Annotated in this window: 19 protein-coding genes, 1 other RNA gene and 1 pseudogene; 10 read left to right on the top strand and 11 right to left on the bottom strand. The window is 62.5% G+C overall.

Annotated features, from left to right (window positions below):
• Positions 1 to 23 precede the first annotated feature (23 nt).
• A complete protein-coding gene (locus BA011_RS12035) occupies positions 24 to 2,048 on the top strand; it encodes an ATP-binding protein (RefSeq protein WP_065280637.1) in 2,025 nt (674 codons plus the stop codon).
• On the opposite strand, the gene BA011_RS12040 is transcribed toward BA011_RS12035, so the two are convergent.
• Positions 2,033 to 2,959 (bottom strand): dihydrodipicolinate synthase family protein, encoded by a 927-nt coding sequence (locus BA011_RS12040; RefSeq protein WP_065280638.1) that lies wholly within the window; start codon positions 2,957 to 2,959, stop codon positions 2,033 to 2,035. The two genes, BA011_RS12035 and BA011_RS12040, sit on opposite strands and share 16 nt — an antisense overlap.
• Positions 2,960 to 2,980: 21 nt before the next feature.
• Positions 2,981 to 3,595, bottom strand: coding sequence for a LysE family translocator (locus BA011_RS12045; RefSeq protein ID WP_065280639.1), 615 nt, complete (start codon positions 3,593 to 3,595; stop codon positions 2,981 to 2,983).
• Between the two features lie 151 nt (positions 3,596 to 3,746).
• Here BA011_RS12045 and BA011_RS12050 point away from each other — a divergent pair, with 151 nt between their 5' ends.
• Positions 3,747 to 5,231, top strand: coding sequence for a PLP-dependent aminotransferase family protein (locus BA011_RS12050; protein WP_186806547.1), 1,485 nt, complete (start codon positions 3,747 to 3,749; stop codon positions 5,229 to 5,231).
• Between the two features lie 20 nt (positions 5,232 to 5,251).
• Here BA011_RS12050 and miaA read toward each other — a convergent pair whose 3' ends face one another.
• The gene (miaA, locus tag BA011_RS12055) at positions 5,252 to 6,148 is read right to left on the bottom strand and encodes a tRNA (adenosine(37)-N6)-dimethylallyltransferase MiaA (protein WP_151343459.1); all 897 of its coding nucleotides are present in this window, start codon (positions 6,146 to 6,148) and stop codon (positions 5,252 to 5,254) included.
• Here miaA and serB point away from each other — a divergent pair.
• The 3 genes from serB to BA011_RS12070 are packed head-to-tail and all read left to right on the top strand — an operon-like array spanning position 6,147 to position 7,639.
• The gene (gene serB, locus BA011_RS12060) at positions 6,147 to 7,046 is read left to right on the top strand and encodes a phosphoserine phosphatase SerB (protein WP_065280642.1); all 900 of its coding nucleotides are present in this window, start codon (positions 6,147 to 6,149) and stop codon (positions 7,044 to 7,046) included. The genes miaA and serB overlap by 2 nt on opposite strands.
• A gap of 54 nt (positions 7,047 to 7,100) precedes the next feature.
• The gene (locus BA011_RS12065) at positions 7,101 to 7,355 is read left to right on the top strand and encodes a BrnT family toxin (protein WP_237352659.1); all 255 of its coding nucleotides are present in this window, start codon (positions 7,101 to 7,103) and stop codon (positions 7,353 to 7,355) included.
• Positions 7,352 to 7,639, top strand: coding sequence for a BrnA antitoxin family protein (locus BA011_RS12070; RefSeq protein WP_065280643.1), 288 nt, complete (start codon positions 7,352 to 7,354; stop codon positions 7,637 to 7,639). The genes BA011_RS12065 and BA011_RS12070 overlap by 4 nt, the downstream gene beginning before the upstream one ends.
• A 15-nt stretch (positions 7,640 to 7,654) precedes the next feature.
• On the opposite strand, the gene BA011_RS12075 is transcribed toward BA011_RS12070, so the two are convergent.
• The 5 genes from BA011_RS12075 to BA011_RS12095 all read right to left on the bottom strand — a co-directional run bounded on the left by BA011_RS12075 (position 7,655) and on the right by BA011_RS12095 (position 13,133).
• A complete protein-coding gene (locus tag BA011_RS12075) occupies positions 7,655 to 9,385 on the bottom strand; it encodes a Do family serine endopeptidase (protein ID WP_065280644.1) in 1,731 nt (576 codons plus the stop codon).
• A 224-nt stretch (positions 9,386 to 9,609) separates the two neighbouring features.
• The gene (hflC, locus tag BA011_RS12080) at positions 9,610 to 10,572 is read right to left on the bottom strand and encodes a protease modulator HflC (protein WP_065280645.1); all 963 of its coding nucleotides are present in this window, start codon (positions 10,570 to 10,572) and stop codon (positions 9,610 to 9,612) included.
• Positions 10,573 to 10,575: 3 nt separating this feature from the next.
• Positions 10,576 to 11,658, bottom strand: a complete 1,083-nt coding sequence (hflK, locus tag BA011_RS12085) for an FtsH protease activity modulator HflK (RefSeq protein ID WP_027668568.1) — start codon at positions 11,656 to 11,658, stop codon at positions 10,576 to 10,578.
• Between the two features lie 148 nt (positions 11,659 to 11,806).
• Positions 11,807 to 12,325 (bottom strand): dihydrofolate reductase, encoded by a 519-nt coding sequence (locus BA011_RS12090; protein WP_065280646.1) that lies wholly within the window; start codon positions 12,323 to 12,325, stop codon positions 11,807 to 11,809.
• Positions 12,326 to 12,338: 13 nt separating this feature from the next.
• Positions 12,339 to 13,133 carry a thymidylate synthase gene (locus tag BA011_RS12095; protein WP_026158765.1) on the bottom strand — a complete coding sequence of 265 codons (795 nt, stop codon included), beginning with the start codon at positions 13,131 to 13,133 and terminating at the stop codon, positions 12,339 to 12,341.
• Between the two features lie 111 nt (positions 13,134 to 13,244).
• Here BA011_RS12095 and ssrA point away from each other — a divergent pair.
• The 4 genes from ssrA to BA011_RS12115 all read left to right on the top strand — a co-directional run bounded on the left by ssrA (position 13,245) and on the right by BA011_RS12115 (position 14,872).
• Positions 13,245 to 13,607: a transfer-messenger RNA gene (gene ssrA / locus BA011_RS12100) on the top strand.
• Between the two features lie 128 nt (positions 13,608 to 13,735).
• Positions 13,736 to 14,251, top strand: a complete 516-nt coding sequence (locus tag BA011_RS12105) for an SspB family protein (protein WP_003541317.1) — start codon at positions 13,736 to 13,738, stop codon at positions 14,249 to 14,251.
• Positions 14,252 to 14,300: 49 nt separating this feature from the next.
• Entirely contained in the window at positions 14,301 to 14,495 is a 195-nt protein-coding gene (locus BA011_RS12110; RefSeq protein ID WP_065280647.1) for a DUF4169 family protein, read from the top strand.
• Positions 14,496 to 14,647: 152 nt separating this feature from the next.
• Positions 14,648 to 14,872: a ribbon-helix-helix domain-containing protein gene (locus tag BA011_RS12115; RefSeq protein WP_065280648.1), complete on the top strand. Its 225-nt coding sequence runs from the start codon at positions 14,648 to 14,650 to the stop codon at positions 14,870 to 14,872.
• Positions 14,873 to 14,979: 107 nt separating this feature from the next.
• Here the strand turns inward: BA011_RS12115 and BA011_RS12120 are convergent.
• The 3 genes and pseudogenes from BA011_RS12120 to BA011_RS12130 all read right to left on the bottom strand — a co-directional run bounded on the left by BA011_RS12120 (position 14,980) and on the right by BA011_RS12130 (position 21,611).
• Positions 14,980 to 18,695, bottom strand: a pseudogene (locus BA011_RS12120) (AsmA family protein).
• Positions 18,696 to 18,897: 202 nt separating this feature from the next.
• Positions 18,898 to 20,310, bottom strand: coding sequence for an FAD-binding oxidoreductase (locus tag BA011_RS12125; protein ID WP_065280649.1), 1,413 nt, complete (start codon positions 20,308 to 20,310; stop codon positions 18,898 to 18,900).
• 266 nt (positions 20,311 to 20,576) lie between these two features.
• Positions 20,577 to 21,611 carry an aldo/keto reductase gene (locus tag BA011_RS12130; RefSeq protein WP_065280650.1) on the bottom strand — a complete coding sequence of 345 codons (1,035 nt, stop codon included), beginning with the start codon at positions 21,609 to 21,611 and terminating at the stop codon, positions 20,577 to 20,579.
• A gap of 92 nt (positions 21,612 to 21,703) precedes the next feature.
• On the opposite strand from BA011_RS12130, the gene BA011_RS12135 reads away from it, so the two are divergent.
• The gene (locus BA011_RS12135; RefSeq protein ID WP_065280651.1) at positions 21,704 to 22,606 is read left to right on the top strand and encodes a LysR family transcriptional regulator; all 903 of its coding nucleotides are present in this window, start codon (positions 21,704 to 21,706) and stop codon (positions 22,604 to 22,606) included.
• The last annotated feature ends 160 nt before the right edge of the window (positions 22,607 to 22,766 follow it).

Genomic DNA, 22,766 nt, shown 5'->3' on the forward strand with positions numbered 1-22,766 from the left:
ACGCTACCGCAGGGAGTAGCCCTTTGCTCAACAACGACTTGCGCATGTCTGGCAAGGCAGGCGAGCATGATCGCCGCGATGGCCATACGCCCGGGAATCGCTTTCTCGGCCGCGTCGTTGCATGCAGCGGTTCGCGGGCGACGATTGCCGCCGTCGCCGAACAGGGCGGCACCGATCTGACCGAACTCTGGTCCGTGGGGCGGTTGATTTCGATCAGCGTCGGCCGCAACCGCGTCGTTGCCCTCGTCTATCAGATGAACACCGGCAGCCATGCCTGGGGCGAAGGCGAAGACAATATTTTCAAGATCGAGACCGAGCTCCTCGGCGAAGTCCGTGTCGACGAGGACGGGCGCGAGGAATTCTCGACCGGCATCTCGCGTTATCCCTATCTCGGCGCCATCGCGCACCGCATCCGATCGGCCGACCTGATGCGCATCTACGATGCCGGCGAAGGTACGACCGCCGTCATCGGCAAGCTGACGCAGGACGAAAGCATCGATGCGGCGATCCACATCCCCTCGATGCTCTCCAAGCATTTCGCCGTCGTCGGCTCGACCGGCGTCGGCAAGTCGACGGCCGTGTCGCTGCTCCTGCACAAGGCGATCGCGGCGGACCCGAAGCTGCGCGTCCTGATCCTTGATCCGCATAACGAATTCGCCGCCGCCTTTCCTCAGCACGCCGTCACCATCGATACCGATACGCTTGATCTGCCCTTCTGGCTGATGCGGCTTGAGGAGTTCGCCGAAGTCGTCTTTCGCGGCCGCCCGCCGGTGCCCGAAGAGCTCGATATGCTGCGCGATATCCTGCCGGAAGCCAAGCGCGCCTTCCGCGGCAGCGACAATTCGCTGGTGCGCCGCACGACGGAAAAGAGTTCGATTACCGCCGACACGCCGGTTCCCTACCGCATGGCCGATCTGCTGGCGCTGATCGACGAGCGCATCGGCCGCCTGGAAGGCCGCTCGGAAAAGCCCTTCCTGCGGTCGCTGAAGATGCGCCTCATCGCTGCGATCAACGATCCGCGCTATCACTTCATGTTCTCCAACAACACGATCAGCGACACAATCACCGAAACCATCGCGCAGATCTTCCGCATCCCCGGCGAGAATCGGCCGATCTGCACCTTCCAGCTTGCCGGCATCCCCTCGGAGGTCGTCAATTCGGTCGCCTCCGTACTCTGCCGCATGGCCTTCGAGGTGGCGCTGTGGAGCGACGGCGCCATCCACATGCTCGTCGTCTGCGAGGAAGCTCACCGTTATATCCCCTCCGATCCGAGCCTCGGCTTCGTGCCGACGCGCCAGGCGATCGCCCGCATCGCCAAGGAAGGCCGCAAATACGGCGTCTCGCTCGGCATCATCACGCAGCGGCCGGGCGAACTCGACCAGACGATCCTGTCGCAGTGCTCGACGCTCTTTGCCATGCGCCTCGCCAACGACCGAGATCAGGACATCATCCGCTCGGCCATTCCGAACTCGTCGATCTCGACGACGAGCTTCATCTCCTCGATCGGCAATGGCGAGGCGATCGCCTTTGGCGAGGCGATCAGCGTGCCGATGCGTATGCGTTTTTCCCGCGTCGACGAAAACCTCCTGCCGAAGGCGACCAGCGCCAACAGCAAGCAGAGCGAGGAGGATCCGGATACGGTCGATCTGCGCAAGATCGTCACCCGCATGCGGGCGGTGACCGTCGGACCCGATATTTCGAATTTCCAGCAGAACTATGCCGCGTCGGTGGCAGGTTTCGACGAGGCTGATGCAGCCGACGAGGATATCGACGCGAAGCCCTACGCGCCGCCCACCTCTTCCGTCGCGCCACTCGAATCCTACCGCCGCGAACTGCTGCCGCAAACACCGCGGCTGGACCCCGCCACGTCACCCGCGATCGATCCCCGGTTGGACGCGCTCCGCCGCGAGATGCGCCGCGACGAGCCGGTCTTTCCCCGGCCGGCACCGCCGGCGGACCAGCCCGCCGTCTCCCGCCGGGAGCCAGGCACGTCGCTGCGCGAAAGCATCCTGAAAAAACCGCTGAGCAGCCTCTACAACAAGGATTGACGCTTCAGCTCGCTCTCCAATGCGATCAGAGGCTCGACGGCCTCGAGCACACGCTGCCGATCCATCGGCCGGAGCGGCAAGAGAGGGCGTGGGAGCTCTGCCCTGGCGAGTGAGAGAAGGTCGACCAGCGTGTAGACCACGCGAAGGCTTCCGAACGCCTTGAACGTTTGCCAGAGCGGCTCGAGAAGACCATCGAGCCGACGCACTTCGCCGCCCCCGCTCGCAATCGCGGCCTTGGTCAGGGCAAGCGCGACGCGCGGAAGCAAGCCGCCGATGACGCTGTACCAGGCGTCGGCACCTGAAAGCAGCGCTTCGGCCGCGCCCCAGTCGCCGCTGTAGCCGATCGCAAGGCTGGTCTTCTCTCGCAATGCCGCCAACTCGTCTGCGAAATCGCCGTCAGCAGGCAGAGGCATCTTCACGGCCCTGATCGTCTCGATATCGGACAGGCGCTGCAGAAGCTCCCGGCTGAAGGTGAAGTGGGTCGTGCCGGGATTGTTGTAGATGCAAAGCGGCAGCTTCGCCGCCTCGGTGACCGCCAGGAAATGCTCATAGGCTTCGTCCTGGGTCAACGGCGTGTAGGACACCGGCGCAAGCAGAAGAGCGTCTGCACCGGCGGCCTCGGCATCCCTCGCCAAGCTCCGGGCATGGTCTGTCCTCAGAGCACCGACGCCGACGACGAGGGGAATACGACCGCGAACGCACTCGACCGCAGCCTCGACGGTTCGCCGTCGCTCCTCACGTGTGAGAAAGGCATAGATCCCGGTGCTGCCGAGAAGGCCTATCGATGCCACGTCTGCATCACACAGGCGTTCCAGCAGGCGGCCGAGGGCTTCCGTGTCGACCCGGCCATCCCTATCGGCGGGCGTGGGCGGAAAGGCCGAAAGACCATGAAATGGAGAAGCGATAGACATGATGCGATCCTGAAAATCCGGTCAATGTGAGAACAGAAGGCGCGATCCGGCGCCCGCGAAGAAGACGGCAAGACTGCCCTCGATCCACCGCCGCGCACGGGCGTAGCCGCGCACCATCGGTGCCGTGGAGAAGAGCACGGCATAGCCGGCGAATATCGAGATCCCCAAGAGCACGCAGCCGCCAAAGGCGGTGACGGCCATCTCCGGCGAAGCGCCCGGCTTGAGGCCGAGCGACATGATCGCCACCCAGGCCAGAACCGACTTCGGGTTGCCGAGATGCATCAGAACGCCGCGACGATAGAGCGCGCCGAGTTGCGCGGGGGCTCGAACGACCTCGCTTGCCGGCCTGTCCGGGGCGACTGCAGAGCGGGCCGCCCTCCAGGCGAGCCAGAGGAGGTACAGCCCGCCTACGACCTTGAGCAGCAGCAGCGCATGGGCATAGCGGACCAGGAGTGTCGAGATGCCGGTAACCGCCACCAGCCCCCAGCAGGTCGACATCGTTATGACCCCGGCGGCAAGGGCGAGCGCCGGTCGACGCCCTTGTCGCATCGCCGCGTTCATGATGGCCATGTTGCTTGGTCCAGGACTGCCTGCAGCGATTACGTAAGCGATATAGACGACGAGAAGATCCTGCATTTGCCTTTTTCCAGAAGTTTGCGCCCGCGCACGGCACGATCCCGAAGACGAAAAATGCGCCATCGGGAAGCCGCCAATCCGCTTCCTTTTCCTCGAAAAGTGGTTCACCATGAAGCGCCATTTTTGAAGAAACTCTATGGACCATTTTGCGATGTCCAAACGGCGCAGCATCATCGAGATACCATCGTTGAACGCGATCAATCGAACGGCCAATGTCGGTCGCCAGCTTGCGCAGGCCCTGCGGAACGCAATCGCCCGCGGTGAGCTGAGGTCGGGAGAACGCCTTCCTTCGACGCGTAGCCTTGCGGCTTCGCTGAAGATCGCGCGCGGCACTGTCGTCGAGGTGTTCGATCAGTTGACCGCCGAAGGCTATCTCGAAGCGCGGGTCGGAGCCGGGACCCGTGTTGCCGCCGATGTGATCGACGTAACGCCGGCGCTCGCGCCTCATCCGGTAGCGCCGTCAAGCGCAGATGCTGTCGACCTGCCTTCTCAGGCTGCCCGGCTGATCGCCATCGCCCGTGCGCTCACCCCTCACCCGCCCGTTCCCTTCGCCATCGCCGTCCCCGCTTGCGGTATTGCGCCCGACGACAACTGGCGCCGTCTCGGCAACCGCGTGCGCGCGTCGCGACAGGCCGCACCTTCGGGTTACCACGACCCCATGGGCTTGCTCCAACTCAGGCTTGCCATTGCCGGCCATGTCCGGCGCGCGCGGGCCGTTCATTGCGAACCGGAACAGGTCATCGTCACGTCAGGCACCCAGCAAGGCCTCTATATGGCGGGCCGGGTCCTTCTCTCGCGTGACGATCCGGTATGGGCCGAGGACCCGGCCTATCCCGGCCTGACGGCGGTGCTCGATGATCTCGGCGTCCAGACGCATCGCCTGCCGGTCGATGCACAGGGAATGAACGTGGAACGCGGCCTTGAGCTATGCCCGCAGGCGCGCGCCGCATTCGTGACCCCGTCGCACCAATATCCGATCGGAATGCCGCTCAGCATGGCTCGGCGCAATTCCTTGATCACCTGGGCCGACCAAAATCGCGCCTGGATCGTCGAAGACGACTACGACAGCGAGCTGCGTTATGCCGGACACCCCTTTCCCTCGATGCAAGGGCTGCGTCCCTCACGCGTCATCTATCTCGGCACGTTCAGCAAGGTGCTCTTTCCCTCCCTGCGCCTCGGCTACGTCATCGCCCCTTTGCCACTCGCGGAAGCCTTTGCCGGCGCCCGCGCCATTCTCGACCGGCATTCGCCGACCGCCGAACAGCACGTTCTGGCGGCCTATATGAGGGAAGGCTATTTCGAAGCGCATATCCGGCGCATCCGCGGCCTCTATGCCGAGCGCCGCGCTGTTCTGCTTTCGGCGCTCGCGCGGGCCTTGCCTGAGGGATGCCGCGTCCAGCAAAGCGACCAGGGCATGCATATTCTTCTATGGCTGCCTGAGGAGGTCGACGACGTGCAACTCGCAGCCCGCGCCCTCTCGTCCGGCCTCGCCCTGCGTGCGATCTCCCCGATGTATGCCACACGGCCGGCGCGCCCCGGCCTGATGCTGGGCTTCGGCGGATTTCTGCCGGACCAGTTGCAGTCGGCGGTTGGCGAACTCGTCAAACTGCTGAGCCAGCAGATGTCTCAAGCATAAGGCCCGCAACAAACTGAAGCTTAAACCGTCAGCCGTTCCCAGCTATCGTCCATCTGATTGCGGAACCATGTCATTTGCCGCTTGGCATATTGCCGCGTCGCCGCAGCACCCTTCTCCAGTACCTCGTCGCGCGTTATCTCACCCCTCAGCATCGCCGTAATTTGCGACACGCCGATTGCCTTCATCACAGGCGTCTCGGCCGGCAGATCGAGCGCAAGCAGAGCCCGTACCTCGTCTTCCGCGCCTTGCTGCAGCATTTTTTCGAAACGCCCGTTGATGCGCTGATGCAGCACCGCCCTATCCGGCAGCACGACGATCTTACGGGCCCCATCGGCGTCGATCACCACCGGCCCCGACCGGCCCTGGAAATCGGCGATCGACCGTCCCGTCGCCTTGATCACCTCCAGCGCCCGGACGATCCGCTGCCCGTCCTGGCGGTTGAGGCTTGCCGCCATGGCGGGATCGGCCTCGGCAAGTTCGGCATAGAGCCCGTCCGGCCCCTCCTCCACCAGCCGCGCCCTGAGTTTCTCCCGCAGCGCCTTCGGTACCTCCGGCATATCGGAGAGCCCGCCGGTCAGCGCCTTGAAATAAAGTCCCGTGCCGCCGACGAAGACCGGCAACCGCCCTGCGGCCCTCAGCGCCGGCAGCAGTGCTGTGACATCGCGCAGCCAGGCGCCGGTGGAATAGGCCGCATCCGCCGGCACGTGGCCGTAGAGATGATGCGGCACGCCCTGCATTTCCTCATCCGACGGGCGCGCGGTCAGCACCCGCAGCGTGTCGTAGACCTGCATGCTGTCGGCGTTGACGACCGCGCCGTCATGGCGTCTGGCCAATTCGACGGCGAGCGCGGACTTGCCGCTGGCGGTCGGCCCGGTTATCAGGATCGCGTTCACTGTGCTCAGAAGGTTTTCCATCATGGCCCTCGTTGCCACGCTTGTTGCCAATCCGTCAAATCCCGTGCTGACCCCCGAAATCGCCGAGCAGGCGGCCGAGGCCGTGAACGCTTCCGGTCTCTACTGGCTAGCCGATGGCGTTGCCTGCGACATCGCGCTGCGCGACGGCACCGATAGGCAAGCGGCAGAGGCCAATATCCTTGCCGTCATATCGAGCGCGCCCATCGACCTCGTTATCCAGGAGCAGGAGACCCGCCGCAAGAAGCTGCTGATCGCCGACATGGATTCGACGATGATCGGCCAGGAATGCATCGATGAACTCGCCGCCGAAGTCGGCCTGAAGGAGAAGGTCGCGACCATCACTGCTCGCGCCATGAACGGCGAGATCGCTTTCGAGCCTGCCCTGCGTGAGCGTGTCGCCCTGCTGAAGGGGCTGCCGATATCGGTCGTCGACGAGGTCATTGCCAAGCGCATCACGCTCACCCCGGGCGGGCCGGAACTGATCGCCACCATGAAGTCGAAAGGCCATTACACCGCGCTTGTCTCCGGCGGCTTCACCGTCTTCACCAGCCGCATCGCCGCCACCCTCGGCTTCGACGAGAACCGTGCCAACACGCTGCTCGAAGACGGCGGCATCCTCTCCGGCTTCGTCGCCGAACCGATCCTCGGCAAACAGGCGAAAGTCGATGCGCTGAACGAAATTTCAGCAAGCCTCGGCATTTCGCCGGAAGAAGCGATCGCCGTCGGTGACGGCGCCAACGATCTCGGCATGCTGCACCTTGCCGGCTCCGGCGTCGCCCTCCACGCCAAGCCCGCTGTTGCCGCCGAAGCGCAGATGCGCATCAACCACGGCGACTTGACCGCCCTGCTTTATATCCAGGGTTATCGCAAGACGGATTTTCGCTTCACGATAGCCTCTTGAAATTTTACAAATTTGTACGTACAATTTTGTCGGATAAGACATGCCGCGGTTTCAATGGAACGACGAGAAGAACCGGACCAACAAGGCCAAGCATGCGTATCCTTCGAGACAGCGTGTCTGATCTGGAATGATCCGCAGTATCTTCCCATTCCGGACGCGGTCTATGACGGCGAACAAAGATGGCTGGCGATCGGCGTCGTGGGTTTAGTGACTGTACTGGTTGCCGTCCATATCATCCTCGGTGCCGAGGATGAAGAGACCGTCCGAGTGATCAGCGCTCGAAAGGCGACACGAGAGAAGACGATATGAGCAATCGACCCCTAACTGACGCGCAGCTCGCCGAACTTCGGGCACTGGAGAAGCTTCCCGAAAAGAATATCGACACTGGCGACATTCCTGAGATCACCGGCGAACAGTGGCGCCTTGCCCGCAAGGGCAATTTGTACCGGCCGCTGAAGCAATCGGTGACCATCCGCGTAGACGCCGATATCCTAGACTGGTTCAAGAGCCATGCGGGCGGTCGCGGCTACCAGACGGATATCAATGCCGCGCTGCGCACCCACGTCGCCAGGCATCAAAAAGGAAGCGGCTGACCGCTTCTTTTTCGCTTATTCCATCGGCACCGCCACGAACCGCAGATCGCCATTCGCCCCTGCGATCATCAGCTGGGCATTGCGGCGGCCTTCCTGTTTCAGCGCCTGCACCTTGGCGGCGACCGCATCCGGCGACTTCATGAACTCCTGCGCCACCTCGACGATGACATCGCCGGGCTTCAGCCCCTTTTCGGCCGAGGCGGAGCCGGGTGTCACCTCGGTTACGACGACGCCGTCGACGCTCTCGGCAATGCCAAAGGCTTTGCGCGTCTCGGGGCTCAAAAGCGACAGCGACAGCCCGAGCACGTTCTTCGGTGTCGCCGCGTCCGGCGACACCTGGCCCTTATGCTGGTCGGGTGTATCAGGTCCAGGTTTGGCCTGATCGCCGGAATCCGGTTGGTCCATGTCACTGTTCTCGCCGGGATCCGGAATGATCACGCCGTCGTCCTGCGAGCCATCCGGTGCTGAATCGTCGGATGCAGCCGCCTGATCGCTGTCTTCGAGCCGGCCGAGCTTCACCTTGACGGTCTGCTCCTTGCCGTCGCGCAGCACCACCACGTCGACTTCCTTGCCGACAGTGCTTTCCGCCACGACGCGCGGCAGGTCGCGCATTTCGCTGACGGTCTTGCCGTCGAATTTCAAAATGACGTCGCCCGCCTTGATCGAACCGTCGTCGACGGGGCCGCCCTTGATGACGCCGGCGACCAGCGCACCCTTTGCGGTGTCGAGCCCGAGGCTGTCGGCGATATCGTCGGTCACCGGCTGTATGCGCACGCCGAGCCAGCCGCGCCGCGTCTCGCCATATTCCCGCAGCTGATCAACGACGCCGGAAGCAAGCTCCGACGGCACCGAAAAGCCGATGCCGATCGAGCCGCCGCTCGGCGAAATGATCGCCGTGTTGATGCCGATCACTTCGCCCTTCATATTGAAGAGCGGACCGCCGGAATTGCCCTTGTTGATTGCCGCATCCGTCTGGATGAAGTTGTCGTAGGGGCCGGCATTGATGTTGCGGCCACGCCCAGAAATGATGCCGACCGTCACCGAACCGCCGAAGCCGAACGGATTGCCGATCGCCATCACCCAATCACCGATGCGCATCGTGCTGGAATCGCCGAATTTCACGGATTTCAGCGGCGTCTTCGGCTCGACCTTCAGCACCGAAAGATCGGTCTTCGTATCGGTACCGATCAGCTTTGCCTTGAGCTTCGAACCATTGGCGAAATTGATCTCGATATCGTCGGCGCCCTCGATCACGTGGTTGTTGGTGACGATATAGCCGGTCGGATCGATGACGAAGCCGGAGCCAAGCGAGCTGACATTGTGGTTGCCGCCCTTGTTGCCTTGTTGCTTGTTGAAGAAGTCGTTGAAGAATTCCTGGAAAGGCGAGCCGTCGGGGGCGCGCGGCGCCGGACCCGCGCCCTCATCGTCCTTCACCTTCTGCGAGGTCGAGATGTTGACCACGGCGTCGAGCAGGCCTTCGGCAAGATCGGCGACGGAAGCCGGGCCGGTGTTGGGCACGGCGGCCTGGATCGGAGCGGTCTGCTGCGGTGCGACGGCTGCGGGAGGCGTAGGAGCGGGAGCAGCCGTTTCCGGAGTAGCTGGAGCGGGTGCAATAACCCCGGGTGCGGTCGTCTCAGGCGCGGTTTGCGCATAGGCCATCCCGCTCACGCCGGCTTGCGCCAGGATTGCGGCGCTGGCCATAAGCGCTAGCGTTCGTCTGAAGGGCGAGCGAATCGTGGGGGCCATCAAGCTTCCTCATAAGGGTGCATGCGCACATTGAGCATCAGCATAAGGCGGAATGATGGAGGGTGAAATCACCTTTTCGCGAAATCCCCGTGCAATGTGACGTGGCCTCGCAAAAGCCGGATCGTCTCAATCATTCCACGAAAAAAGGGCCAGCCATTCCACGAAAAAAGGGCCAGCGCTCGGGCCGGCCCTTCCGAAATTGTCGGTGGTCGTTTCGCTGGCTGTCAGTTCGCCGGGACCGGTGCTGCGGGAGCAACTGCGCCCGGAACTGCCGGAACTGGCGCGGCCGGATTTGTCGGCTGCAGGGTGCCGGCGGCATTGTCGAAATAGCGGAAGAATTCCGAATTCGGCGACAGCACCAGCGTCGTGTCCTGCGACGAGAGAGCGGAGGAATAGGCCGCCATCGAGCGATAGAACTCGAAGAAGGCTGGATCCTTGCTGAAGACTTCGGCAAAGACGCGGTTTCGTTCCGCATCGCCCTGGCCTCGAAGGATTTCCGCATCGCGCTGGGCGCCCGCGGTGAACTCGACAACCTGACGGTCGGCGATGGCGCGCCGCCGCTGGCCTTCCTCATTGCCCTCGGCACGGATGCGCTCGGCCTCTGCAAGGCGTTCCGAACGCATGGCGTTATAGGTGTTGGGTGCAACCTCCGGCGAAAGGTCGGTGCGGCGGATGCGAACGTCGTCTATATGCAGGCCGAGATTTTCGGCATCCGTGCGCAGGTCGTCGCGAATCTCCAGCATCATCGCGACACGCTCTTCCGAGAGAGCGGCATTGTAGTCACGCAGACCGTAGACACGGCGAAGCGATGAATCGAGCTGCGCTCTCAACCGCGCTTCCGCGGCTTCGCGATCGCCCGAGACCGTTTCGCGGAAGCGGCGAACATCCGAGATGTTATAGATCACGAAGGCATCGACGTCGAAGGTCTGGCCATCCTGGACCTGAACGCGAATATTGTCGAGATCGAGCCTCAGCGCCTGCTTTTCGACCAGCTGAACGCGGTCGGCATCCATGAAGCCGAAGGGCAGCTTGAAATAAATGCCAGGCTCGGTCTTGACCGACTGGATCTGGCCGAAACGGACGACGATGGCCTGCTCGCGTGCATTCACCACGAAGATGGACGAATAAAGCCCGACCAGCACGATGGCGAGGATGATGAGAATGATGGGAAGTCTGTTCGATGTCATGACTCAACCTCCCTGCTGCGCAGGCTTGCCGAGCTCATTGAGCGGCAGATAGGGCAGGACGCCCTGCTTCTCGTCGATAATGACCTTCCGGGAATTCTTCAGCACCTGCTCCATCGTTTCGAGATACAACCGCTTGCGGGTCACGTCGGGCGCCTTCGAATATTCGTCGTTGATCGCCGTGAATCGCTGCGCTTCACCTTCCGCCTCCTTCACGACGCGGTCTTTGTAAGCGGCTGCATCTTCACGGATTCTGGCCGCATCGCCTCGCGCTTGGCCGAGCTTCTGGTTCGTGTAGCGATTGGCCTCTTCGATCGTGCTGTCGCGGTCACGGCCGGCACGCTGCACTTCTTCGAAAGCATCGGCGACTTCCCGCGGCGGCGCCACGTTTTGGATCGTCACGCCGGTCACGGTCACGCCCGCGCCATAGCGGTTCATCGTGTCCTGCAGGATATTGAGCACGTCCACTTCGATCGGCTGGCGATTGCTGCGGAAGGCGTCCTGCGCCGGACGTCGGCCGACGATCTCACGCATGGCACTGTCGGAAACCTGCTGCAAGGTCTCTGCCGGATTTTCGACGTTGAAGAGATAGGCCTTGGGATCGCTGACGGTGTAAAAGACCGCGAACTGCACGTTGATGACGCTTTTGTCGCTGGACAGCATCAGGCCGTTCGAAGACGAGGCCGAAGTCGCCCCGATGTTCAGCTGCTGTACGGTCACCTTGACCGTCTCCACTGTTTCCATCGGCCAAAAGTGGAAATGCAGGCCCGGCATGGAAATCTCGTCCTTCGGCGTGCCGAACCGCAGCTCGACGCCGCGTTCGTCCGGCTGCACGACATAAATGCACTGGATCAGCCAGAAGACCGCGACGATCGCCGCGACGATCACTGCCACGCCGCCGTTGAAGCCGCCGGGAATGATGTTGCGCAGCTGGTCCTGGCCGCGCCGGATAATATCTTCCAGATCAGGCGGTCCGCCCTTGCCGCCGCCACCGCGCGGCCGGTTCGGCCCCTGTCCCCATGGTCCCTGATTATTACCGCCGCCGCCGCCCCAAGGGCCGCCGCCGCCATTCTGATTGCTCCAGGGCATCAAAACCTCGTTGTTCGTTAAGTCTCCACGCATCCGAAACCGTGGGGGCTGACCGGCGAATGCGTTGGTGACCGTTATAGGTATCAGCGCATCGGCTTTCAACGCAGCGTGAGAAACTTGGTCAATTTAATTGGAAAATAGTTCATTTTCAGGCGTAACGGCGTTCGTAGACGATGAAACGCGTGGGATAACTGTCCTTTTCGCCGGCTGGAACCGCGATCACCTCCCCCGCCTGCCAGATGCCGGGATCGATCGCGGGAAACGACGCGTCTCCGTCGAGATCGGCCTCGACATGCGTGATGCACATCCGGTCGGCAAGAGCGATCGCCTGCGCATAGACCTGCCCGCCGCCGATAATGCAGATCTCGTCGACGCCGGTTTCGAGCGCCAGCCTGCCGGCCGCCGTCATCGCCTCGGACAGCGAATGGGCCATGGAGACATCGGGATGGTCTATCGCCGCTTGCCGCGAAATGACGACGTTCGGCCGTCCCGGCAGTGGCTTGCCGATCGAATCGTAAGTCCTGCGGCCCATCACGACAGGCTTTCCCAATGTCAGCGCCTTGAAGCGCTTCAGATCGCTCGAAAGCCGCCACGGCATATCGCCGTCGCGGCCGATAATGCCGTTGCGGGCAACCGCGGCGATAATGGTCCTGCGAATGTCGGCCATGAAATATCCCGGATCAGACGGCGATCGGCGCCTTGATGCTGGCATCGGCCTCGTAGCCGATCAGCTCGAAATCGTCGAAGGTGAAGCCGAAAATGTCCTTCACATCAGGATTGATGCGCATGAAGGGCAGCGGCTTCGGCCGGCGCGCCAGCTGCAGCTTCGCCTGGTCGAAATGGTTGTGATAGAGATGGGCGTCGCCGAGCGTGTGGACGAAATCGCCGGGCTTCAGCCCGGTCACCTGAGCCACCATCATCGTCAGCAGCGCATAGGAGGCGATGTTGAACGGCACGCCGAGGAAGATATCGGCCGAGCGCTGGTAGAGCTGGCAGGAAAGCTTGCCATCAGCCACATAGAACTGGAACAGGCAATGGCAGGGCGGCAGCGCCATTTCGTCCACTTCGGCCGGATTCCAGGCCGAGACGATGTGGCGGCGCGAATTCGGGTTGTTGACGATGCCTTTGACCAGATTGGCGATCTGGTCGATATGGCCGCCGTCGGGCGCTGGCCAGGAGCGCCATTGGGCGCCGTAGACCGGCCCAAGATCGCCGTTTTCATCGGCCCATTCGTCCCAGATCGAAACGCCGTTCTCCTTGAGATAGCGGATGTTCGTCTCGCCCTTCAGGAACCAGAGAAGCTCGTGGATGATCGAGCGCAGATGCAGCTTCTTCGTGGTAAGGACGGGGAAGCCTTCTTCGAGGTCGAAACGCATCTGGTAACCAAAGACCGAGCGCGTGCCGGTGCCGGTGCGGTCGCCCCGGTCGGAGCCCTTTTCCATCACATGATTCAAGAGATCGAGATATTGCTTCATGTCGCGCTGATTCCGTTTCGGCCAATTTAAGCCTTCGGAACTGGGAAACCAATCACCGGCGGGCATTTTCCCAATGTTTCTGATGGGTCGCATAACGCTTTTATGACGTTTGCCCTTTCCTTGGGCTGAGGAAACCACTATATCAGCCTTGCCGGCTTTCGGGTCGGCTATGGCGATAAATGAGCGGTGTAATAAACCTATTGGACCCGGGGGCGGTACCCGGCGCCTCCACCAAAAACCGGCGGCCTTAGAGGCCGGCTTTTGATGGGGGCGAAACAGGATCGACAAGGGTGTAAAGATCGTCTTTTTGCTCGGCATTGTACCGCCGTTATCGGGCTAAAATTGTAGTTGCAAACGACAACTATGCGGAAGCTCGTCTCGCTGCTTAATCGCGGTGTGACACTTCAATCAAAGTCCTAGTGGTTCGCACCTCTAGGCGGGGTCCGAAGGCACCTGGCAACAGAAGCCTTCACCTTCTCCCTGCCGCCGAAATCATGTATGCTGCTTAAAAACGTGACTCGGCTCCGGTCTTTCCCAAGGCGCCCGGACGTGGCATACAACCTTGTGAAAAGACTTCCGAACCGACGAAAGACAGGAAAAGCATGGGGCAGGATCATATCCGCTACGACATTCTGGCACAGGATGCACTTCGCGGCGTCATCCGCAAGGTTTTGGCGGAAGTCGCAGCGACGGGCCGTCTGCCCGGTGATCATCACTTCTTCATCACCTTCCTCACGGGCGCCACCGGCGTGCGCATCTCCCAGCACCTGAAGTCGAAATACCCCGAGCAGATGACCATCGTCATCCAGCACCAGTTCTGGGACATGAAGATCACCGAGACGCATTTCGAGATCGGTCTTTCCTTCTCAGACGTTCCGGAAAAGCTGGTCATTCCATTCAATGCGATCCGCGGCTTCTACGATCCCTCCGTCAACTTCGAGCTCGAATTCGACGTACCGCTCGCCGATGGCGAGGAATTGCCGTCCGGCGAAATCACCGCCTATCCGGTGGATGCGGCAGGAAAGCCCGATGACGCCGCAGGCGCAAAACCCGCCGACGGCGAGGAGAAGAAACCGGGCTCCGTCGTCTCGCTCGACTCCTTCCGCAAGAAGCAGTGATTTGAAGGGAGGCCAAGCCTCCCTTTTTCGTGAGGGTCCAGGCAACCGCATGAGCGCCGAAATCATCAATCTGCGCCAGTTCCGCAAGAAGCAGGCTCGCTCCGAAAAGGAGAAGCAGGCCGAACAGAACCGCGTCTCCTTTGGCCGCACCAAGGCCGAGAAGCAGCTGACACGCAGCCTGAACAACAAAGCCGACAAAGCCCATCGCGACGGCCGGATCGAGACGGATGACGACGGCGCGTGACGGTTTCACGCAACGCGTGAAAAGCTGGAATGGATTCTGCGATCAGCCACTTGCGCCCTTTCCTTGAAGCGATCTGCCAACCCACGCTTAATTTGATAGAAAGTCCGGAGCGCGTCTCGGACGCGCTGTGCTCTCCGGGATGTGAAGGCCCCATGATTCGCAAGCATTCGGCGACATTGCACGGCCATCGCACCAGTTTCTCGCTGGAGGATGAGTTCTGGGCCGAGCTGAAGACGATCGCCGCCGCCCGTTCGATGCCGCTCGCCGCCCTGATCTCCGAAATCGACGACCACCGCCCACCGGACAGCAACCTGTCCTCGGCGCTGCGCTTGCATGTGCTTTCCTGGCTGCAGGCCGGCGGCGACCGCCAACCCTGACGCGGGGCATGATGCGTGTTGCTCAAGATCTGGTGGCGATTTGGGACGACGGCATCAATGAAAACAAAGGCCTGACGCGCTATGCATAAATCAGATTCTCTGCGCTTTCACTGCGCCTGAACGCCCGGCAACTGGTCGAAATTGAGCGGACCGGGCTGCGCTTGCCCGCTGCGCCGTGCTGCTTCCGCCTCGGCCGCGGCCCTCGCCTGCGCATCGGCATCCGCCTTTGCTTTGGCTTCCGCCGCGCGTGCGGCCTCTGCCTCGGCAGCAGCCTTCTCAGCGGCGGCTTTCTGCGCCAGCGCCCGCAGCCGCACTTCCTCTGCCTGCCGTTGCCGCTCGATCTCGGCCGCCTTGATGCGCTCGGCGTCGTTGAACCGGTAAAGCGCCACCTCGCGGCGCAGCCGCTGTTTTTCGAGCACGACCGCCTGCAGCCGCTCGACACGGCGGCGCTCGCGCTCGAAGGCGCGCAGCGACAGATAGCTGGTGATATCGGTCACATCCATCGTCTTGCCGGGCGATGGCAGCATGCCGGAAAAATTCAGCCGGAGCGCCGGCTCGGCGCCGGAAAGCGCTTCCGTGCCAGGATTGAACCCGACACCCAGCGTCGCGCTGATGCGCTCTTCCGGCAGCGCGATCTGCGCATCGGCGGTGATGCGAGCGAGATCGTTGGCGACGGTGACATTCTGCACCCTCAGCGTCCCGTCGGCGATATTGAATGGGATGCCGAGTGGTGGCAGCTTCGCCTCGCCGTTGCTGAGCAGCGTCTCGATGATCGGATGCACCTTGCCGGCATTGATCTGCTCCTGCATCGTATCGGTCGCGGCAAGCAGCGGCGGCAAGATGGCAAGGTTCAACCCGCGTATGCTGGTATCGCCGAGCCTCAGTTCGCCCGAACCATTGAGCGAGCTGGCGATCTCGCCGATCGTCTTGCCCGAGGCCTCCATCGACAGCGACAATCCGAACTTCCCGTTGGCGATCGGCGCGCCGTCGCGCAGCCAGACGACGCCGGAAAGATCGGAATCGGCAAGCGCAAGCTTCGTCTGCAGGAAACCTGTGCCGCTGGCATTGGTGAACAGCAGATTGCCGGAGAGCTTTCCGCCGTCCCAGTTGCCGGCCATGTCGTTGAGCTGCAGCTCGTCGCCCTTGTAGGCAACATTGCTGGTGAAGTCCGACACCGCCGTTTCCGGCAAGCCGGGCCAGAACTCCTTGGCCGCCAGCTTCACGTTGACGTCGAGATCCTTGAAGATGGGCAGCCCCAGCGCCGCCGTGGTCAGCTGACCGTTGGCGGGATCGACGATCTGGCCGAACACCGCCTCGCCGAGCCAGCCGGCATCGGCCTTGGCGAGTGTCAGCCCGCCGCTCGCGGTCGTCTTCGCAGCCTTCCGGTCGAAGGTCAGTGCACCCGAAAATTCGTTGTCGGCCGCATGCCCCTTGAGATCGGAAAAGACGATCTTGTCGCTGTCGACGGCGGCATTGACCTGCAGGCCGAACGGCAGCCCGGTTCCGGTCTGTGGCAGAGCGATGCCGTTCATGATGAGATAGGGGTCGATATCGGCGCTGTCGAGCGAAAGCGCGATCTGGCCGTTCATGAAGGTCTCCGGCCGGACATCGACCTTGCCGTTGGCCATGAACGAGGTCCGGTCGGTCGCAAACGTCAGCGCCGCATCGGCGGGATCATTGCCCGATGCCTTCACCTTGAGCGTCAGGCGGCCGTTGGCCCCGACATCGACCGGCAGCGGGTCGAGCCCGGCTTGGCCGAACAGGACTGATGGCACGGCGTTTTCGAGCGTCGCCTCAAGGCTCGTCGTGCCGTTGCCGGTCAGCGCCAGGAGGTCGGACATGCGGTAATCGAGATTGACGCGGCTGCCGTTCGCCACACCGGCAAGCGTCACCGTCAATGCGTCGCCCTCGTCGCCGCCGAGCGTCAGTGCGCCGCGCAATGCCGTATTGCCGTACCAGCCGGCATTGCGCACCAGCCGGTCGAGCACCGGGTGATGCGGCAGGTGCTCGCGCAACATGGTGAAGAAGCCGCCGGGATCGGCCGATTTGAAGGTGATCTCGCCCGCGCCCTTGTAATCAAGCAGCGAACCTTCTGCCCTGCCCGTTGCCGTCAGCTCGGCGCCGGCGATATTCTTGATCGACAGCCGTTCGACGGCGAGTGCCCCATCGGCGATCGTAAACGTGGTCTCGACATTCTCGGCGTCGACACCGAAGGCGGTGAACTTGTCGGCCTTGAGCTGGGCGGCGATCTTGTGGTCGAGCACGTTATCGCCGGCATCCTGCCCGGTCATCAGCCCGCTCAGCGCCTGCAGCGCGTCGAGATCGAGCGTATCGCCGTTCAGCGCCACCGACAGTGTCGGCGGCTGGCCGGAGATCGCCTGGCGCTCCAGCCGACCCTTCAGCGCCGCCGGTCCAATGGCAATCTCAAGGTTTTCAAAACGCTGCAATTCATGCGTCAGGCTGACATTGGCGGAAAACCCCGCCTGCCGCAATTGCCGGATGGCCGGATCGACCGAGCCGGCAAGCCAGGAGGCAAGCCCCGTCGGCTGGCTGGAGGCCACCACGATCTGGCCGTTGAACGAAGGTTCGCCCTGAAGCAGGAGCTTGCCCTTGCCTTCCACCTGCGTGCGCCCCGGCAGCGTGCCGGTGGCGCTGTCGATCATCCAGCCGGTGCCGGCCGGTTCGAGCTCCAGCTGCACGTCGCGCAGCGTCGTATCGCCGGCGACGATCGCCGGCAGCTTGACGCTCGCCTTGCCCGGCACCTGCGGGATCGGCACCTGCGCGACGATATCGATCAGCGAATTCAGCCGCTGGCGCGCCGAAACAGCTGGATCCCGCGTCGTCTTGCCGGCCGAGCCCTGATTGCCGATGCGGTTGACGTCGATCTGCTGCCCGACGGCGGTCAGCAGGAATTCCGGCGCATTGCCGGTATCGAGCGTCGCCTCGCCGGTTATGACATAGGGATCGTCCGTCGGGCCGATCTCCATCCGGTATTCGGGGATGCGGATGCGTTCATTGGTGAGCTCGAAGCGGCCCTTGACGCGCGGCGGCTGCTCTTTCTTGTTGGCGGGCTTGGCGCTGTTGCGGATTTCGATCGCGGCCGAAAGCTGGCCCTGATAGTTCGGCTTGCTGTCGACGAGCTTCAGTTCGCCGTCGAGATCGACGCTGACAGGGTGTTTGTCCGGCGAAAGCCTCGTGCGCATGCGCAGCACGCCCTTCTCGTCCGGCTGACTGCTCGAGATCGAGAAGCCGCCGTGCTCGCCGTCGAGCGCAGCATCGCCCTCGATGCGCCAGGGACCGGCCAGCGACTTTGCCGACATTTCCGCGTTGAGGCCGGTGATGCGACGCGAGCGACCCGACTGATCGTCGATGAACTCGACCTCGCCGCCGCTGACATGCACGTTTTCGAGAACGACCGTCCTTGCCGGTATTTCCGCGCGGCTGCCGCGCATCCAGTCGAGCGTGCCGTCCTTGAGCAATCTCAAGCGCACCTTCGGATTGACGACGCGCATGTCGAAGATCAGCGCTTCGCCCGACAGGAAAGGTGCAAGCTCCGCATCCATGGAGAACTGCTCGACCTTGACGATCGGCGTGCCGTCCGCTTCCTGGCCGACGCGCACGTCATGCAGCGTCACCGACGGGAACGGCAGCAGGCGCGCATCCACCGTGCCGTAGACGGTGACCTTCTTGCCGATGATGCGGCTTGCCTGATCCTCGAAATTCTTGCGGAAATCCGTCCAGTCGATGAACAGCGGCGCAAGCAGCGCCACAAACAGCACTACGACGATCACTCCCCCAGAAAGACGAGGAACCGGCCTACCAATGCAAAGCGTCTCCATTCGGGATTCTGTTGCCGACACCAGAGCATGATGCCGCAAAGTGTGAGCGGTTTTCGGACGACATCATGCTCTAACTCTTTATTTGAGAACAGGATTCAGATTTCAGGGCGAGCCGGCCCAACATCATCTTGTTCTAGCGCTATTCATGCCGGGGGCAAGGCCCAAGTTCATGAGAATGTTCCGTTTTCAGCCATGATGGAAAATCTTGCCGGGATTGAAGATATCGTCCGGATCGAGCGCCTGTTTCACCTGTCGCATCAGATCCACCGCGCCGCCGAGCTCCTGTTCCAGAAACGCCATCTTGCCCTGTCCGACCCCGTGTTCACCGGTGCATGTTCCGTCCATTTCGAGCGCCCGCCGGTTGAGCCGTTGCACGAAAGCCTCGGCCACGGCGACGCCTTCGGTGCTCTTGTCATCAAACAACAGCAGCACATGGAAGTTCCCGTCGCCGGCATGGCCGACGATCGGCCCCAGCAGCCCATGCTCCTCGATATCCGCCTGCGTTTCGGAAACACAATCGGCAAGCCTCGATATCGGAACACAAACATCGGTCGAAAGTGCGGCAAGCCCGGGCGCCAGCGCCCTTGCAGCCCAATAGGCGTCGTGGCGCGCCTTCCAGAGCTTCGTCCGTTCTTCGGCATTGGCGGTCCACAGGAATTCGCCGCCGCCGCATTCCGCCGCGATCTCGGCAAAGGCTGCCGATTGCAGCGGCACGGTCTCGTCGGTGCCGTGGAATTCGAGGAACAGCGTCGGGCTTTCGGCATAGGAAAGCTTGGAATAGGCGTTGCAGGCCCGCATCTGTACCGTGTCGAGCAACTCGATACGCGCCACCGGAATGCCCATCTGGATCGTCATGATGACGGCATCGCAGGCGGCCTTGATGCTCGGAAAAGCACAGGCCCCTCCGGCAATCTTCTGGGGGATCGCCTGCAGGCGCAACGTCACCGAGGTCAGGATGCCAAGCGTGCCCTCGGCGCCGACGAAGAGCCGCGTCAGATCGTAGCCCGCCGAGGACTTGCGGGCGCGCCGGGCCGTGCGGATCTCCTCGCCATTGGCAGTGACGGCGGTGACGGCAAGCACATTGTCCTTCATCGTTCCGTAGCGCACGGCATTGGTGCCGGAGGCCCGCGTCGAGGCCATGCCGCCGATCGAGGCGTTGGCGCCGGGATCGATCGGGAAGAACAGGCCGGTATCGCGCAGGTAGATGTTCAGCGCCTCGCGTGTCACACCCGGTTCGACGGTGCAGTCGAGATCTTCGGGATTGACCTCGATCACCCGGTTCATGCGGCTGAAATCGATCGAAATACCGCCATTGGCGGCGTTCACCTGCCCCTCCAGCGAGGTGCCGACACCGAAACCGATCACCGGCACCTTGTGGGTCGCACAGGCATTGACCGCCGCCTTCACATCCTCGGCGCTCTCGGCGAAGAGCACACCGTCCGGCAGTTGCGGCGGGATGTAAGTAGTCGTATGGGCATGCTGTTCGCGGAAGGACTGGCCGGTCTGGAAACGCTCGCCGAAGCTCTGCTTGAGAATGCCGAGCACCGCGGCAATTCCCGCCTCGTTGCGTGTGCCCGCCTTCGCGTCCTTCAGCGCCATCCCGTTGATCTCCCTGCCATTCCGCAGAAACCATATCGTGTCCCGCAGGCTACAGCGCCGCGCGTCTTTTCAGACGAGCAAAGGACGCTGTAGAACTCTAAAATTGCTGCATAATTTCATCCTTAAATCGATTCCGATTTAAGGAATTATGCAGCAGGCTGGGTATGCGGCAAGTCAAAGCGGCTGTCCAGTTAAGATTGGCAGAAGATTTCATTCCCACTTTGTTATAGGCCGGCTGCTATAGACAAATCCGCCGTCCCCGGCACTCATACGATCGGTGGATTGAGCCGGGCAAACCCCTCCTGTCGCCGATAGGGGAAATAGGGATAGGGCGCCGTCACCATGCTAACGGCATCGAGCCTTTCGATCTGCTCCTTCGACAGGCTCCAGCCGACCGCGCCGAGGTTCTGCCTGAGCTGCTCCTCGTTGCGGGCGCCGATGATGACGCTCGATACCGTCGGCCGGTTAAGCAGCCAGTTGATGGCGATCTGCGGCACAGTCCGGCCGGTCTCGCCTGCGATGGCGTCCAGCACCTCGACGATGTCGAACAGCTTCTCGTCGTCGACGGGCGGGCCGTATTGCGCCGTCTCGTGCAGCCGGCTTGCCTCAGGCAGCGGCTGGCCGCGGCGGATCTTGCCGGTCAGCCGTCCCCAGGCAAGCGGGCTCCAGACGAGAGCTCCCACACCCTGGTCGGCGCCGAGCGGCATCAGCTCCCATTCGTAATCGCGCCCTGCCAGCGAATAATAGACCTGATGGGCGACATAACGCGGATAGCCGTGGCGATTGGCGGAGGCGAGCGACTTCATCAGTTCCCAGCCGGCAAAATTGGAAACGCCGACATAGCGGATCTTGCCTGCTGCAACGAGCCCGTCGAGCGTCGACAGCACCTCCTCGACCGGCGTCGAGGCATCGAAGGCGTGAAGCTGCAAGAGGTCGATATAGTCGGTCCCGAGCCGGCGCAGCGCATCCTCGGTCGCGCGGATCAGCCGCGCCCGCGACGTTCCCCAGTCCTGCGGCCCCCCGCCCATCGGCAGCGCCGTTTTCGTCGAGATCAGCGCAGCGTCGCGCCGGCTGCGGATCGCCTGGCCGAGCACCTCCTCGGACGCGCCGGCCGAATAGACGTCGGCCGTGTCGAAGAGATTGACGCCGGCTTCCAGGCAGATGTCGACGAGCCGCCGCGCTTCCTCGGCATCGGTATTGCCCCAGGCGCCGAACAGTGGGCCGCTGCCGCCGAATGTGCCCGCACCGAAGCTCAAGACCGGTACTCTGAGGCCGGAAGCGCCGAGATTTCTGTAGTCCATGGATCTGTCTCCTGTATTTCCTATGAGATAGACCTTGGTCACCCGATGATATAGATTGCCTATAAGCAAATCATCTGTGACTTGAATTCATCATGAGCCGTCAAGACATCAATCGCTCCGGCGAAATGGAAGTCTTCGTCAGCGTCGTCGAGCGCGGTGGCTTTTCCGCCGCAGCCATGGCCCGGCGCATGACGCCGTCGGCCGTCAGCAAGCTCGTCGCCCGGCTGGAGACACGCCTCGGCGCCCGCCTCGTCAACCGCTCCACCCGCAGGCTGCAATTGACGCCGGAAGGCTGTGCCTTCTATGAGCGCTGCATTACCATCCTTGCCGATATCGCCGAGGCCGAACGTCAAGCCTCGACAGGTGAACAGGCCTCAGGCCGCATCCGCATCAATACCAGCGGCTCTTTCGGCAATCATGTGCTGGCGCCGCTCGTGCCTGCCTTCATGGCGCTTCATCCGGCCGTGACGCTGGATATTTCTCATACCGACAGGATAGTCGACCTGATGGAGGAGCGCGCCGATGTCGCAATCCGCGCCGGCCCCTTGAAGAGTTCCAGCCTGATCGCCCGCAAGCTCGGCACCACCGGCAAGATCATCGTCGCATCGCCGGATTATCTCTCGCGTCATGGCAAACCACGCGCGATCGCCGATCTCCGCCGCCATTGCCGCATCGGCTTTTCCTACGCCCGCGCCATCGAGGGCTGGCCGCTGCGCGAAGGTGGCGAAACGGTAACGATCCCAATCACCCCGGGCCTGCAGGTGGGAAACGGCGAAACCATGCGTCACCTCGCTTTGTCAGGCGCCGGCCTTGCCCGGCTCGCCGCCTTCACCGTGCGCGGCGATATCGATGCCGGGCGCCTGGTGCCGGTGCTCGAAGAGGCCAATCCTAGCGATCTCGAGGAGTTCTACGCCGTCTATATGGGCCAGGGCGGCCCGCTGCCGGCGCGTGTACGCGCACTGCTCGATTTTCTCGTCAACCATGTACGTTTCTGAGGCACCCAGCCCGAAAGTTCAGCGCTTTTGGAATGATGACATGCATAAAAACAACGACTTGAGCGGTCGCATGAATCAGTTTCGCATTCCAGGGCGCCGAGAAGCCAGATTTCGCAATTGACCGCCCGCCTCGCGCCCGCCTATACCGAACCCGCGTCAG

The organism is Rhizobium leguminosarum (genome assembly GCF_001679785.1).
Classification (GTDB): domain Bacteria; phylum Pseudomonadota; class Alphaproteobacteria; order Rhizobiales; family Rhizobiaceae; genus Rhizobium; species Rhizobium leguminosarum_R.